This is a genomic window from Streptomyces sp. NPDC057697 (assembly GCF_042799335.1).
Taxonomy (GTDB): Bacteria; Actinomycetota; Actinomycetes; order Streptomycetales; family Streptomycetaceae; genus Streptomyces.
Genome location: NZ_JBHVJA010000002.1, coordinates 861,781 through 876,269, shown reverse-complemented (window position 1 = coordinate 876,269; position 14,489 = coordinate 861,781). Strand labels below are relative to the sequence as shown.

Below are 14,489 nucleotides of genomic sequence, written 5' to 3'. Positions count from 1 at the left end.
ACGCCTCGTGGGGCCGGGCGTCCTCCGGTGCCGGTCGTGCGCCGGGCGCGCGGCTCAGCGTTCCAGCTCGGCGAGCCGCTCGGCGGTCGCCCCGCCCGCCGCTCCGCCGCCGTCCGGCAGCTTGCCCCATTCCCGGTGGGCCGCCCGGTACGCCTCGCGCGCGGCCCGCGGGCGTCCGGCCCTCTCGTACGTCATGCCGCGCCAGTGGTGCGCCGTGGCGCTCAGCTCGACGGCCTGTCCGGCCTGTTGCGGGCCGTCCGGCTCCGCCTCCGCCGTGCCGGCCGCCTCGGCCGCGCTCCGGAACGCCTCGGCCGCCTCGTCGAGCCGGGCCGGACGCCGCAGCACCCGGGAGGCGTCGAGGTGGGCCCGGCCCAGCTCCAGCCAGCAGCGCGCCCCGGTCAGCGGATCGGCCGCCTCCCTGGCCGCGAGGCCGAAGAGGTGCTCGGCCTCGCGGAGGTCGACCCGGTCCTCGGTGGCCCGGTGCCGCAGCATCAGCGCCCGGCCCAGCATCAGCAGCCGGTCGGCCTGGTGTGCGCTGCCCGCCGCCGTCTCCGTGCGGCAGTCGCGCAGCACCCGGATCGCGGCGCCGATGTGCGGGCGCCCGTCCGGCAGCCGGGCCCGGCGCAGCAGGGTGCCGCCCCATTCGGCGAGCAGGTCGGCATGGGCGCGCGAGTCGCGTGGTACGCCCCGGGCGGCGCGGGCGAACCAGTCGGCGGCGTCCACGAGTTCGTCGGGGTCGCCGGTGTGCTCGTACCGTGCGACGCCGACCCGGCCCGCCCTGATCCGGAGCGAGGCGCGCAGCCGCTGGTCGCGCACGGTCGCCAGGGCCTGCTGGATCAGGGTCGCGGCCTCGTCCGGTTCCTGGCCGGAGCCGAGCAGGGCGTCCACCAGGTCGAGGAGGATGCGCACCTCGGTGCCCATGGTGTGGCGGCCGCCGCCCTGTTCGAACGCGGTGCGCAGGGAGCGGGCGGCCCGGCCCGCGTGGGCCCGGGACTGTTCGGTGTCGGTGGTGGCCCCGGCGAGCTTCAGCAGGGTCCGTCCGTGTGCCAGCGGCAGGGTGGTGGGCCGGTTCTCCTGGTCGGGCCAGACGTCGGCGAACGCCTCCAGCATGCCGCACGCGGCCTGGAGCAGTGCGGTGTCGCCGTCGAGCCGCCACTGTGCCTCCAGGGCCCGGACGCGCTCCAGCGTCAGCCGCAGGGCCTCGGCGGGTGCCAGGCCGGGGGTCGCGCAGGCCGCGGTGTACTCGCGGTCGGCGCGGCGCAGCAGCTCCAGGGCGCCGCGCCGCTCGCCCCGTCGCCTCCGGTCGTCGGCCGCGGCGTGCAGCACCTTGGCCAGTACGGCGCGTTCGCCGGTCGCGGCGGGGTGCGCGGCGGCCCGTTCGGCGGCGTACTCGGCCTCGCGGAGCAGTTCGGCGTCGCCCTGGACCTCCCAGAGCCGCAGCACGCAGCGGGCGTACTCCGCCCAGAGCGCGGGGTCGGCGCCCGGCCGTTCCTCGCGTTCGGTGGCGCCGCGCAGCAGTTGCACGGCGTCGATGAGGTACTGCACCATCCGGTCCGACTCGAACTGGAGCAGCAGGGAGCGGGCGCTCTCCACCGCCGCGTCCGGGGTCCGGGCGGCGGCGGTGTGGCCGCCCCGTCCGGTCTGTGTCACGAACTGCTCGGGCAGCGGCATGAAGCGTTCCAGTACGCGGACCGCGACCTCGGCGAAGGGATGGGGGGCGCGTGCCCCGGCGTCCGCGCCGCCGTCCCCGTGCTCGCCGCCCTCCTCGGTCTCCTCGTCGGGCACGTCGCCCGCCGGTGCGGCCGTGCCGTGGGGGTGCGGCGGCGCCGCCCGGTGTCTGCCCTCGCCGAGCTGGGCGAAGGCCAGGGCCGGGAAGTTCGGCCCGCCCCTGCCGAACCGCTGCTCGATGTACTGCGAGCAGTGCTTGAGCACGAGCAGCGCCTCGTCACGGCCCAGTGAGCCGAGCAGCGCCTCCTGCACGCCGGGCAGGAAGGCGTACCACTGGCCGTCGTACGCGGTGCCGTCCGTCTCCTTGCTCCGTGCCAGCAGCCCGCTCAGCAGCACCTCGGCGAGTTCGGAGGGGCCCGAGTGGGGCAGCATCGTGCGCTGCACCAACTGCATCACCGGAAGGTGCAGCGGGGCCGCGGCCAGGTAGACGGCGAGCTGCCCGGCGGCCGGGGAGGCCGCCGCACGGAAGCGGCTGGCCAGCTGGAGCGAGGAGAGCCCGCCGCCCGGCCGCTGCGCGGCCGCGGCCGGGTGGTCGGCCCGCACCCAGCCGACCGCGCCGGAGATCTGCCCGGAGCCGGTGCCGGAGAGCAGCCTCGCCCAGGCGGCCAGGGCCCCTTCGACCGGCGGGAGGACGGGAACGGCGAGGGCCCCCGGGTGCACGGCGGGGCCCGTGCCGGGCTGTTCGACGACCTTCAGTACGGCGGCTCCGCCGGGTCCGTCGCCCCGGGACAGCGAGCCGTGGGTGACCGGCAGTCTGGTCCGGTTCCACATCCGCTGCGGCAGCGGCTGGAGCACGGCGGCCGGTGCCTGGGCGGCCAGCCGGTGGAGCAGCCGGTGGGCCCGTCCGCTGTGCCAGAGCGGTCCGGCGCAGTCGCTGACCAGGACGGTGACGCGCCGGCCGGTCGGATCGCTCAGCCGGTCCGCGGAGTTCAGCGGAGCCCCGCCCGGGTCCGCGCTGCGGCTGACCGCCGCGGCCCCGTCGGGCCCCTGGTGCAGATAGCGCACCTGGACATCGCGGAAGGCACCCAACTGGGCGAATATCTGCTGGAGTTCGCCGAACATCCGGTCCCACACCAGCATCGAGGACGAGGCGTCCATGACGAGTTGCAGGACCGCCTCGCCCCGGGACACTCCGCGGAACACCGGGATGATCAACCCGCCGGCGCGGGCGCTGAGTTCGGCGGTCGCCGTCTCGTCCAGCGTGCTGCGCAGCGGTGGCGAGGCGGGTTGGTAGCGCTGCAAGGGTCTCAGGGCTCGCTGGAGTTCGAGGGGGGCGGGAAGGGCGGGGGCGGCGGGCACACCGAAGGTGAGGGCGGTCGTCCCGCCCGCCGGGGCGGCCCCCGCCCGCCCGCCGGGGCGCGCCCGGCGCGCCGGGCCGGGGCGCGGTACGGGGTAGAGGGTGACCCGGTCCGCGTCCCCGGGGTCCCGTCGCGGCGGGGGCCCGTCGTCCGGCGGGGCGGGGGCGGGTGCCGCGGCGGCGGGCTCCGGGGCGGCGGACCGCTCGTCCTTCCGCTCCGGGGGCGGCCGGACCGGTGGCGCGCTCCCCCGCGCCTCCTCGTCCTCGGGGGGCGCGTCCGGGTGGCGGGCCCAGCGGGCCAGCCAGAGGGCGTCGCGGAGCTGTTCCACGTCGGGGTCGAGCCCGGCCTCGCGCAGCCGGGCCACCAACGCCGGGTAGAGCCCCGCGTCGTCGCCGTGCGCGTCGGGGGAGCCTTGGGGTCCGGCGCCCGCCATCAGCACATCACCTCGGCCGGTCGAGTCGCTGGATGAGCAGGTCGGCGAGGCGGTCGCGGCCTGCCGGGGCGGCGGCGTCGGTGAGGTAGATCGCGTTCAGCAGCTGGTCGGTGGCGAGGAGTTCGCTTCTGGACCGTTCCAGGAAGTGGGCGATGAGATCGTCCCCGGAGCGCGCGGCCTCGTCGCCGAGGTGGGCGCGTACGAAGGTCGCGAGGCGCTGGTGGTCGGGGCGCCCGAGCTCCAGGTGGATGCAGCGGCGCATCAGCGGCGCGGGGAAGTCCCGCTCCCCGTTGCTGGTGAGGACGACGAACGGGAAGGACGTGCACTGCACCCGGCCGCCGCGCACCTTCACCTTGTTGCCGTCGTCGTCGAGGACCTCCGCCTCGCCGCCGGGCAGCCGGTCGGCGATCCGTTCCAGTTCCGGAATGCCGAACTCGCCCTCCTCCAGCACGTTGAGCAGGTCGTTGGGCAGGTCGATGTCGCTCTTGTCGAGCTCGTCGATGAGCAGCACCCGGGGCCGGTCCGAGGGGAGCAGCGCGGTGCCGAGCGGTCCGAGCCGGATGTAGCTGCCCACGCCGTCGGGGGCCGCCGCGCCGCCGGAGCCGGCCGCCGCGCCGTGCGCGGCGATCTGGACGTCCTGGAGCCGGGCGATCGCGTCGTAGTGGTAGAGGCCGTCCAGCAGCGTCGTACGGCTCACGATCGGCCAGCGCAGGACCCGGCCGAGCCCGAGTTCATGGGCGACGGAGTGGGCCAGGGTGCTCTTTCCGGCGCCGGGGGTGCCGGTGACCAGGAGCGGGCGCCGCAGGTAGAGCGCGGCGTTGATCATTTCGAGTTCCTCGGCGCCCGGCCGGTGGAGTTCGGCGATGTGCCGGTGGCCGCCGAGGCGGCGGTCGGCGGAGCCGTCCTCGCCCTGCTGCCCGTCGGCCGCGGCGCCGCGGCTCGCGAAGTCGCGCCAGGGCGGGGGCGGGGGCAACTGCCTGATCCCTTCGTGCGGTTCGCCGGCCCCTCGGTAGATGAGCCACTCGCTGGGTTCACTCATAACGTGTTCCTCGTCATCACTCGTCCGCCAGGGGCAGCAGTCGAACGGGGTTCACCGTAGCCATCCGGACCGCGCCCCGTAAGGGGAATCACGGCGCCTGCAGCAACGGGCCGGGCGGCGATTGCGGATCGGCGTACAGCATGGCGATGCCGTCCGACCAGAACATGTCGGTCCGGCCCTCGCGGACCCCTTTTCTCAGCTCGTGGATCCGCTGCGGGAGCCGGTCGGCCACGCCCGCCCCGTCGACGGTGTCGACGACGCGGAGGTGGAACTCGGTGCAGGCCGCGGCCGGTTCGGCCCGCGGGCGCCGCCACAGGACCACACCGAAGCCGCCGTCGAACACCCGCCCGAACCCCGCGGCGCTCTGGGCATCGGTCCGTCCGCCGTACCGGCAGAGCACCGGGACCGTCTCGTACGCCAGTCCGCGCAGCTCCGCCGACAACGGCACGGGTACCCGCATCCCGTCGTCGCAGTCGAGGACCGCGGCACGCGTCGGTCCGGTGTGGATGCGTTTCCAGCGCGCCTCCTGCTCCGCGAGGACGTCGTCGGGCGGGGCGGGGCGCCCGTCCGAGCAGCGGACGACGACGGGCCGCTGCACCCCGAGCGGGCGGCTGTCGGAGGGGAGTTGCCACTGCTCGACCTCCAGGTCGAGCAGCGCCGCGTCCACCACGACCTGGAGGATCGCGGGGTTGTCGGGTTCGTCGCACATCCGGAACGCCGTACCGAGGGCGGCGGCGAGCCTGGCCGGCAGCTCGTCGGCCCTGGTGCCCTGGTAGTTCTCCGACACGGGCAGGTCGTCGGCGCAGGGGCGGGCGACGACCCGCCAGTCGTACTGGTCGGGCTGCCAGGCGCGGGGCTCCAGATGCAGCACCACGAGCGACGGGGAGCCCGGCGGCCGGACCGGCTCGTCGGCCGGTTCGGGGGTACGCAGGTGCTCGGCGCCGCGGTCGTAGCGGCCCTGGTGGCGGAGGCGGGCCATCTCGCGGCGGAACGGCCGCCGGAGCCGGTCCTCCGCGGTCTCCCTCACCCAGTCCCACAGGGCGTCCTCGGCGAGCCGGGTGGACGGCACCACGTAGGGGCGTTCGGCGGTGATCGCGCTCATGCAGTAGCGCAGGATCCGTTCCAGCGCCTCGTCGCCCTCGCGCGCGTCGTAGAGGACCCCGAGGCCGTCGCGCCAGCCCCGGGGCGCCGGCACGCCGACGGTCCGGAATCCGTACCCCAGGCCGCCGAGGATGTCGAGGAGGCTGCGGGTGCTGACCGGTGGCGGGAGCTTGGCGAGCCGCCCCAGCAAGTCCACGCGCTGCTGCGGGGTGAGCGCCGGGCCCGCCACGGAGCCCAGGTCCCGCTGGACGTCCGCCCAGGTCTCCTCGTCGTCGACGGGGTTGCTGTGCCGGTCGGCGTGGTAGCGGTCATGGGCGTGGAACACGGCCTGGTACGGGTCGTCGGACTCGGCCGTGGCGGCCCGGCCGGGCACGGGCAGCGTGCGCAGCCGCTCCACGCCGATCGCCGTACCGCCGTTGGTGTCCGTGGAGCGTGATTTCAGTACGCCGACGACCTCGCCACGGGCCAGGTCGACGACGGGTCCGCCGGACATGCCCGCGTACAGCTGGCTCGCCTCGATCAGCACCTGTTCGTCGCCGTCGGACCAGTCGTCGACGGTGCCGACCACCCGGCACTCCCGGCCGAGCCGCTTGAGCGTTCCCGCGCCGCCGTCGACCCAGCCCGCGAAGTAGTACGCGCCGCGGTTCATGCCCGTGGAGCGCTCGCTGAGGTACACACAGGGGTGCTCGATGGGCCGCAGCAGCTGGATGAGGGCGAGGTCGGGGGCCGGCCAGCCGCCGGTGCCCGGCCGCTCCTCGGGCAGGGCCGCCCTGACCGTGCCCCCGACCCGGACGGCGTCGCCGCCGCGGGCGGTCTTGTACACCACGTTCACCTGACGCCCTCTCCCCTCCATCGCGACGTGCGCGCACGTGAGGACCCAGCTCGGGGCGATGAAGAAGCCGCTCCCCAGGAAGTCGCCGTCGGACCCTTCAGGGGCATACCCGGGCTCCGGACGATGGATGCGCACCGTGGCGTCCTTCACGAGGCTCATCAGCGCGGACTCGGCTCCGCTCGGTCCCGGCCACGCGCCCCCGCCCGGCGGGTGCGTCACGATCCGCTTCCGCCGTCCGGCCCGGCGCCGCCCGTGTGCGCCGTTGCGCCGGTGGGTGCCCCGGCGCCAGGAGCGGTGGCGGGGGCGGCCGACGGCTGCGCGGGCAGCTGCGGGTCGAGGGGCGGGCCGCCGCCGTTCCAGGTCAGGGTGACCTTGATGGAGCCCTTGGCCTCGCCGTCCGCGAGCAGTCCGACGACCTTGCCGGCCTTCGCGGTGAGCTCGATGCCGAATTCGACGCTGACCTCGTCGGGCCGCACGGCCCGCAGCGGCTCGGCGAGCGAACGCGCGACGCTGGTCACCACGGACCGCAGGCTCTCGACCCGGGCCTGCACCCGGTCGGCCATGTCCCCGGCGCCGATGTCCGCGAACGACGGGCCGGACCCGGTCCGGGCCAGTTCGTCGGCGCCGGAGATCCGCGCCCAGACCTCCGTACCGTCCGGCATCTCGATGCGTGTGATCCGGGCGTCGCTGTCACCCATGAAACCCCCCGTTCCCCAACTACCCGCAGGCTAACGGCAGTACGCGCCCGACGCGAGGTGCGCGGGGGTGTCGCGGGCCGGTTCCCGGCGGGGTCGCGCGCCCCCCGGGGACCACGGCCCGGCGGCCCGCTCCCGGCCTTCGGGCGGCCGCCACCAGGCATTAGGCTGGCCGCATGTACTTCACCGACCGCGGTATCGAGGAGCTGGAGAAGCGGCGAGGCGAGGAAGAGGTCACCTTCGAGTGGCTCGCCGAGCAGCTCCGTACGTTCGTCGATCTCAATCCCGACTTCGAGGTGCCGGTCGAGCGCCTCGCGACCTGGCTGGCCCGGCTCGACGACGAGGACGAGGACGAGTAGTCACCCGGCGCCCGCCCGTTGCCCGGCCCGGCCGAGAGGGCTCCGGGGCCGCTCGTTCGGATCATGCCGGGCTTCGCGCGCCCGGTGCTGATCCGATCCGGTCTGATCCGATCCGGTCTGATCCGGTCCGGTCTGATCCGGCTGGAAGCCCTCAGGGCCCTTGTGGCCCTGATCCGCCGGGCAGGTCCTCCGCGCCCCTGATCCGGTCGTACGCCAGCCCGAGCGCGCCGTGGACCAGCAGGAGCGCCCCCGCGAGCAGCCATCCGTCGCCGCGCCGGCGGAACCCCCGCAGGACGAGCGGCACTCCGGCGGCGAGCTGGACGCCGGCCAGCATCCGGGCCCTGGGGCCGCGCAGCCAGGGGCCGAGACGGCCGCTCTCGACCGCGTCGAGCTCGGCCCGCACCGCGCCCCGCCAACCGGTCCAGACGACCGGCTCCGCCTCCGGGCGGTCGTCGGCCGCCGCGTACAGCCGGTCGCCCGGGGTGTCCGGGTCCAGGCCCGGCGGCAGGGTCAGCCCGATCCGGGTCAGGACGGCGAGCAGCCCGCGCAGCCGGATGCGCGCGTCGGTGTCGGGGTCCGGGCGGGTCAGCTCTTCGAGCGCCTGGACGTCCAGCACCGGATCGAGGCCGAGCCGCTCGGCGAACGTGCGCATGGCCTCGTCCTCACCGGCCGGGGTGCCGTCCGCGAGCCAGACGTAGCCGACCGGGCGGCGGAAACCGGACGCGAGGGTGTACCCGGCCCGGTCGCCGTCCCACCACAGGGCCAGCACCGGCCAGGTCGAGCCGACCGCGAGCGCGGTGGCCCAGCCGGACACGACCCGGTCGACGGGTTCCGCCCCGGCGGCCGGGGCGTCCGTCCCGCACCGCCAGGGTTTTCCCTCGGGAACGAGGACGGACCAGCCGTCCCCGGCGGGGGCGAGCAGCATCCTCTCGCGCAGCAGATGGGCCACCGGCCGTACGGCCTCCGGCTCGGCGCGGCACAGCAGCAGCGCCCCCGCGGGGGATGTTGCGTTCATGCCTCACACGCTAGGGCAATTTGCCCCGTTCCAGCACCCTTTGATCCGCCACCATCCCCCCAACGCGCCTTGACTTCCCCGATCCGCGATATATCGTGTTCAACAAGAGACGCGATATGTTGCGTCATTCCGCGCTCCCCGGGAGGTCAGATCCATGCCTGTGTCGACATGGGCCATCGCCGAGCCCCAGAAGCTGACTTTCGACGACCCCGTGACGTCGCTCAGCGTGCGCATCGTCGGTGGCGCCGTCAATGTCGTCGGCACCGAGGAGCCGACCGCCCGGCTGGAGGTCTCCGCGATCGAGGGACCGCCGCTGGTCGTGACCCTGGACGACGGCACGCTCACGGTCGCGTACGAGGACCTGCCCTGGCAGAACTTCCTCAAGTGGTTCGACCGCAAGGGCTGGCACCGCAGCGCGGTCGTCTCGCTCGCCGTACCGGCCGGGTCGGCGGTGGAGGTCGGCGTGGTCGGCGCGGGCGCCGTCGTCTCCGGGATCAGGGGACGCACGGAGGTACGCGGCGTCACCGGCGACACCACGCTCGTCGGTCTCGCGGGACCGGTCCTGGCCGACACCGTCTCCGGCAGCGTGGAGGCCCAGTCGGTCACCGGCGAGCTGCGCTTCCACTCGGTCTCCGGCGATCTGACGGTCGTCGAGGGCGCCGGGGCCTCGGTACGGGCCGAGTCGGTCAGCGGCGGCATGGTGCTCGACCTGAACCCGACCGGCAGGCCCACGGACATCCGGCTGACCACGGTCTCGGGCGAGGTCGCCATCCGGCTGCCGCACCCGGCGGACGCGACGGTCGAGGCCAACACCGCGAGCGGCTCCGTCTCCAACGGCTTCGAGGATCTGCGGGTCAGCGGCCAGTGGGGAGCGAAGAAGATCACCGGCACGCTCGGCGCCGGGACCGGCAAGCTGCGGGCGACGACCGTCTCGGGCTCGATCGCCCTGCTCCGCCGCCCGCCGGCCGAGGACGCTCCGTACGATGCCGAGCCGACCGGAAAGGTGCTCTGACATGCCCCCCGTATTCGCCCACGGCCGTCTCCGCCTCTATCTGCTGAAGCTCCTCGACGAGGCCCCCCGGCACGGCTACGAGGTGATCCGGCTCCTGGAGGAGCGTTTCCAGGGGCTGTACGCCCCCTCGGCGGGCACGGTCTACCCGCGCCTCGCGAAGCTGGAGGCCGAGGGCCTGGTCACGCATGCCACCGAGGGCGGCCGCAAGGTGTACTCGATCACCGACGCGGGCCGCGAGGAGCTGGCCGGCCGCACCGGCGAACTGGCCGATCTGGAGCTGGAGATCCGCGAGTCGGTCTCCGAGCTTGCCGCCGAGATACGGGACGACGTACGCGGCGCGGCCGGGAAGCTGCGCAGCGAGATGCGGGCCGCGGCGGACGAGACCCGGCACACGGGCTCCGGTCCTGGCCGCAAGGGCGACCGGGACTCCCCGTTCGGCGACTTCGGCGACTTCGGCGACAAGGAGGCGTGGCGCGCGGCCAAGGAGGAGCTGCGCAAGGCCAAGCAGGAGTGGAAGGAACAGGCCCGGCGGGCGAAGGACGAGTCCCGCCGCGCCCGCGAGGAGGCCCAGCAGGCCCGCCGCCAGGCCAAGGAGGCCCAGGACCGGGCGCGCGAGCAGATGCAGAACGCCGCCCGCCAGGTCCAGGAGCACTTCGCCCGGGGCGACTGGCCCTCGGGCGTACGGGAGGGGCTGGCCGAGATCACCGGCCAGCTGGCGGGCTTCACCAGAACGGGCGGCCGCCCCCCGTACACCAAGCCGGAACCCACCGCCGCCGACCCCGACTGGGGCCGGGACACCGCCACCACCGGCGACCCGGCCCGCGACCTGGACCGCCTGCTCGACCGCTTCCGCGACGACATCCGCGACGCGGCCCGCGACCGGGGCGTCACGGAGGAACAGCTGACGGCGGCCCGCTCCCACCTGTCGACGGCCGCGTCCCACATCGGAGCGCTGCTGAGAAAGGACGACAACGGCGCGAGGTAACGGGCAGCCACCGCGTACCGGGAGGGGGACGGCCGGATACGGATGGGGGTCGGCGTCCAGCCTGTGAGGCCCTGCGACCGGGGCAGCCGGATACGCCCGGGGGCCGGGACAGCCGGACACGGCCGGGGCCGGGGCCGGGGCAGCCGGATACAGCCGCAGGGGCCGACGGCCTGTCCCTCCGGCCCGGGGTCAGCCCGCCTTCCTGAGTCGACCCGCGGTGCCGCCGCCCTCCTCCCCGTACAGCGCGCGGCTCACCGACGCGTACGTGGCGCCCTGGGCGGCGAGCGCGTCGGCGACCACGCCGGGGCAGGCGGTGAGCGCCAGGAGGAGGTGCTCGTCTCCGATGAACCGGTCCTGGCGCCCCACCGCGATCCGCAGCGCCCCCGCCAGGACGTCCTTCGCCCCGCGATCGAACGGGCGGCGCCCCGTGCCGCGCCGCCGGGCCCGGTCCAGCGCGCCCTCCCCGTGGACCTCCTCCACGCGGGCGACGATCCCGGTCACATCGATGCCGAGAGCCGCGAGTGCGTCCGTGTCGGCCCGGGTCAGCCCGCCGTGGCGGCGGGCCCTGACCAGATCGGCCTCGACGGCCGCCCGGCGGTCGGTGAGACCCAGCGAGGTGGCGGCGAAGGCGGCCCGGCCCTCGCGGCGGTCGAGCAGCGCGAGGAGCAGGTGCTCCTGGGTGACCGATGCGGCATCGGCCCGTTCGGCGTGGCTCACGGCGCCGGTCACGATCTCCCGGGCGCTCCTGGTGAATCGTTCGAACATCAATGCCTCCCGTACTTCTTGTGCACGGCCTGCCGACTGACACCCAGTTCGGCCGCGATCTCCTGCCAGGACCAGCCCTGCGCGCGGGCGCTCCTGACCTGTACGGCTTCGAGCTGTTCCAGCAGCCGGCGCAGCGCGGCGACCGCCCGCAGCCCCACCCGGGGGTCGCGGTCACCGGCGCGCGTGGCGAGATCCGTCGCTTCCGTCATGACGTCAACCTACGTTGACATCACGTTCCCGTCAACCAAGGTTGACGGAATCTCTGCGCGGAAACCTTGCGCGGAAACCCGCGCAGCAGCTCCGCGCGGAAGCATCACGCAGAGACCCCCGGCCCCGCTCAGCCGCGCGCCGTCCCGGTCACCGTCACCGTGACGCGCGCGCCCTCCCGGGCCCGGATCCACACCTCTCCCCCGTGCCTGCGGACCTCGGCGCGGCCGTCCACCGAGACCCGCCACCGCCCGGCGGCCGGCGGGAGGGAGATCTCCGTGGTGCCGCGGCGGCCCGCCGTATAGCTGAGCCGGTAGACGCGGGTGCCGTCGTCGTAGCGGTCGGAGTGGACGGTTCCGGCGACGGCGGGGGCGTACGGGGTGGCGGTCCGGTCCTTGTTGGCCGCGAAGGCGCCGTTCTCGTCCAGGGCGCAGTAGCCACCGCCGTAGCACCAGACATAGCCCGCCCAGCCCGAGCTGTAACGGCTGAGCGAGGCCATCGCGTCCCGGTAGAAGCGGCCCATCATCGGCAGCCTGTTGTTCAGCGGGCCCCATTCACCGACGACGACCGGGACGTGCCGCCGTCGCGGGTACGCGGTGACGGCGGCCTCGTACGACTCGATCCAGCCGGCCGACGGATCGTAGTCGGCGCCCGCCTCCATCGCGGTGTTGTAGAAGTGCGGGGCGTAGACGGTCCGGCGGTCCCGGATCTCGCCCAGCCCGGTGGGGACGCCCTCGCCGACGACGGGGGTGGGTTCGACGAAGAGCCAGTTGCTGCCGTGGTCGACCGAACGGACCGCGCGGGCCAGCCGGTTGTACATCGGAGTGAGCTGCCGCGCCTCGATGCGGCGGGCGGCCGTCGCCAGGTCCTCGCCCTCCCGTACCTCCCCCATCGGCTCGTTGATCAGGTCGTAGCCGAGGACGGCGGGGTGGCGCCCCAGGCGCTCGGCGACGACCTGCCACATCCGGGCCTGGGCGCGCTGGAGGTCGGGGTCCTCGTAGAGATGGGTGAAGGCGCGCTGCACGGCCGGTTCGAAGTACTCCGCGAACCAGTCGTCGGGGTGCGGGGTGAAGGGCAGGCCGTCGGTACGGGTCGCCCAGGCCGGGATGCCCCGGTGGCCGAAGGCCGGACCGAACACGTCCTGGTGGGCGTCGAGCAGCACCTGGACGCGGTACTTCCGCGCCCAGTCCAGGATCCGTTCGATCTTGCGCAGATACCCGTCGCTGTAGTGGCCCCGGCGCGGCTCCAGGTCGTCCCAGAAGATCAGCAGCCGGGCGAAGCCGAAGCCCTTGGCACGCAGATCGCGGAAGTGCTTCTCGGTGATGGCGCTCAGCGCGCGGTCACCGCGGTTCGTCTTGTCCTCGACGTTCCAGCCGCGCAGGGTGAGCGTGCGGCCCTCGTCGTCGGTGAGACGGGGGATGCCGGTGTGCTGTTCCGGTGGTGCGGTGCGCGCGCCGGCGGCGGGGGCGAGCGCCCCCGCCACGAGCACGAACGAGGCGACGATCGAGGTGAGTGCGCCACCCACCCGCATCCGTATCCGTATCCGATTCCCTATCCGATTCCCTGTCCGCGTCCGCATGGCGCAGATCAGAGCAGCTCACCCCGCACACCTCAAGAGCAGGTGAGCACAATCTTTCCGAACTGGTCGCCCGCCTCCAGCCGTTCGAACCCCTCGCGGGCCCGGTCCAGCGGCAGCACCTCGTCGATGACGGGCCGCACCCCGGTGGTCGCGCAGAAGGCCAGCAGGTCCTCCAGTTCGTCCTTGGAGCCCATCGTCGAGCCGACCACCTTCAGCTCCAGGAAGAAGATCCGGGTCAGCTCGGCGTGCGAGGGCCGGTCGCCGCTGGTCGCACCGGAGATGACGAGCGTGCCGCCGGGGCGCAGCGACTTCACGGAGTGGGACCAGGTGGCCGCGCCGACCGTCTCGATGACCGCGTCGACGCGGTGCGGCAGCCGCGCACCCGGCTCGTACGCCTCGATCGCGCCGAGTTCGACGGCGCGCCTGCGCCTGGCCTCGTGGCGGCTGGTGGCGTAGACCCGCAGCCCGGCCGCCCGGCCGAGCACGATCGCGGCGGTGGCCACGCCGCCGCCCGCGCCCTGGACGAGGACCGAGTCACCGGGGCGCACCCCGGCGTTGGTGAAGAGCATCCGGTACGCGGTGAGCCAGGCGGTCGGCAGGCAGGCGGCCTGTTCGAAGGTGAGCTCCTTCGGCTTGGGCAGCACGTTCCAGCTGGGGACGGTGACCTGCTCGGCGAAGGTGCCCTGGTAGCGCTCGGTGAGGATGGAGCGGGGTTCGTCCGGGCCGACGCCGTGTCCGGTCTGGCCGATGACGGAGTGCAGGACGACCTCGTTGCCCTCCTCGTCGGTTCCTGCCGCGTCGCAGCCGAGGATCATCGGCAGCTTGTCCTCGGCGAGGCCGACGCCGCGCAGGGACCAGAGGTCGTGATGGTTGAGGGAGGCGGCCCGGACGTTGACGGTGGTCCAGCCGGGGCGTGCCTCGGGTGCGGGGCGCTCCCCCAGGTCGAGGCCGTTGAGGGGCTGGTCGCGGTCGATGCGGGATGCGTAGGCGGCGAACATGGCCCCGACGATAGGCCGGGCGCGGGCCGGACGTAACCGGCTGCCGGTGTGACGCACGCCGCGCGGTGGAGCCGCTACGGCAATCGGGGTGCGAACCCCGAAGCGGAGCCCCGGGACGGGCCGGGCGGGGCGGGGCCGGGAGGGAGCGAACCGGCGCGGGCCGGAGCGGAGCCGCGCAAGTACGGGACGTGCCGGGCGCGGAACGGCGTGGAGGGTGCAGACCGGCGCGAAGCCGGAACCGAGCACTCAAGTACGGGACCGGAGCGGCCGGTACGGAACGGACCGGCGCGGCCCGAAGCAGGCAAGGACGGGGGCACCCGCCCCTGCCCGTGCCGAGACGGTCCGAAGCGGACCGGCGCGGACCGGACCGGGCCGGACCGGAGCGGACCGCCGCGGCCCGGAACTCGCAAATACGGCCCGGAGCGGGCAAGGGCCGGGGGCGG

The 14,489-nt window shown here is 74.6% G+C and carries 12 protein-coding genes; 3 read left to right on the top strand and 9 right to left on the bottom strand.

Annotated elements, in window-relative coordinates; translation table 11 throughout:
* Nucleotides 1-54 precede the first annotated feature (54 nt).
* From ACFVFH_RS08920 to ACFVFH_RS08905, 4 genes are all read right to left on the bottom strand, one after another.
* The gene (locus tag ACFVFH_RS08920; protein WP_383765246.1) at nucleotides 55-3,459 is read right to left on the bottom strand and encodes an SAV_2336 N-terminal domain-related protein; all 3,405 of its coding nucleotides are present in this window, start codon (nucleotides 3,457-3,459) and stop codon (nucleotides 55-57) included.
* A 7-nt stretch (nucleotides 3,460-3,466) separates the two neighbouring features.
* Nucleotides 3,467-4,498: an AAA family ATPase gene (locus tag ACFVFH_RS08915; RefSeq protein ID WP_383765244.1), complete on the bottom strand. Its 1,032-nt coding sequence runs from the start codon at nucleotides 4,496-4,498 to the stop codon at nucleotides 3,467-3,469.
* An 88-nt stretch (nucleotides 4,499-4,586) separates the two neighbouring features.
* Nucleotides 4,587-6,590 (bottom strand): trypsin-like peptidase domain-containing protein, encoded by a 2,004-nt coding sequence (locus tag ACFVFH_RS08910; protein ID WP_383765242.1) that lies wholly within the window; start codon nucleotides 6,588-6,590, stop codon nucleotides 4,587-4,589.
* Nucleotides 6,591-6,646: 56 nt separating this feature from the next.
* A complete protein-coding gene (locus tag ACFVFH_RS08905) occupies nucleotides 6,647-7,129 on the bottom strand; it encodes a CU044_2847 family protein (RefSeq protein ID WP_383765241.1) in 483 nt (160 codons plus the stop codon).
* 173 nt (nucleotides 7,130-7,302) lie between these two features.
* On the opposite strand from ACFVFH_RS08905, the gene ACFVFH_RS08900 reads away from it, so the two are divergent.
* Nucleotides 7,303-7,485 (top strand): DUF6104 family protein, encoded by a 183-nt coding sequence (locus ACFVFH_RS08900; protein ID WP_003961784.1) that lies wholly within the window; start codon nucleotides 7,303-7,305, stop codon nucleotides 7,483-7,485.
* Between the two features lie 151 nt (nucleotides 7,486-7,636).
* Here ACFVFH_RS08900 and ACFVFH_RS08895 read toward each other — a convergent pair whose 3' ends face one another.
* Complete coding sequence (locus tag ACFVFH_RS08895) at nucleotides 7,637-8,500, bottom strand: hypothetical protein (RefSeq protein WP_383765239.1); 864 nt, start codon at nucleotides 8,498-8,500, stop codon at nucleotides 7,637-7,639.
* Nucleotides 8,501-8,654: 154 nt separating this feature from the next.
* Between ACFVFH_RS08895 and ACFVFH_RS08890 the strand changes: the two genes are divergently transcribed.
* A complete protein-coding gene (locus ACFVFH_RS08890) occupies nucleotides 8,655-9,512 on the top strand; it encodes a DUF4097 domain-containing protein (RefSeq protein ID WP_383765238.1) in 858 nt (285 codons plus the stop codon).
* A 1-nt stretch (nucleotide 9,513) separates the two neighbouring features.
* The gene (locus ACFVFH_RS08885; RefSeq protein WP_383765236.1) at nucleotides 9,514-10,497 is read left to right on the top strand and encodes a helix-turn-helix transcriptional regulator; all 984 of its coding nucleotides are present in this window, start codon (nucleotides 9,514-9,516) and stop codon (nucleotides 10,495-10,497) included.
* A gap of 189 nt (nucleotides 10,498-10,686) precedes the next feature.
* Here ACFVFH_RS08885 and ACFVFH_RS08880 read toward each other — a convergent pair whose 3' ends face one another.
* From ACFVFH_RS08880 to ACFVFH_RS08865, 4 genes are all read right to left on the bottom strand, one after another.
* Nucleotides 10,687-11,262, bottom strand: coding sequence for a Clp protease N-terminal domain-containing protein (locus ACFVFH_RS08880; RefSeq protein WP_383765234.1), 576 nt, complete (start codon nucleotides 11,260-11,262; stop codon nucleotides 10,687-10,689).
* Nucleotides 11,262-11,471, bottom strand: a complete 210-nt coding sequence (locus ACFVFH_RS08875; protein WP_344508963.1) for a helix-turn-helix domain-containing protein — start codon at nucleotides 11,469-11,471, stop codon at nucleotides 11,262-11,264. The genes ACFVFH_RS08880 and ACFVFH_RS08875 overlap by 1 nt, the downstream gene beginning before the upstream one ends.
* Before the next feature lie 128 nt (nucleotides 11,472-11,599).
* The gene (locus tag ACFVFH_RS08870) at nucleotides 11,600-13,000 is read right to left on the bottom strand and encodes a cellulase family glycosylhydrolase (RefSeq protein ID WP_383765232.1); all 1,401 of its coding nucleotides are present in this window, start codon (nucleotides 12,998-13,000) and stop codon (nucleotides 11,600-11,602) included.
* A gap of 80 nt (nucleotides 13,001-13,080) precedes the next feature.
* Nucleotides 13,081-14,046 carry a zinc-binding dehydrogenase gene (locus ACFVFH_RS08865; protein WP_383765230.1) on the bottom strand — a complete coding sequence of 322 codons (966 nt, stop codon included), beginning with the start codon at nucleotides 14,044-14,046 and terminating at the stop codon, nucleotides 13,081-13,083.
* Nucleotides 14,047-14,489: the final 443 nt, after the last annotated feature.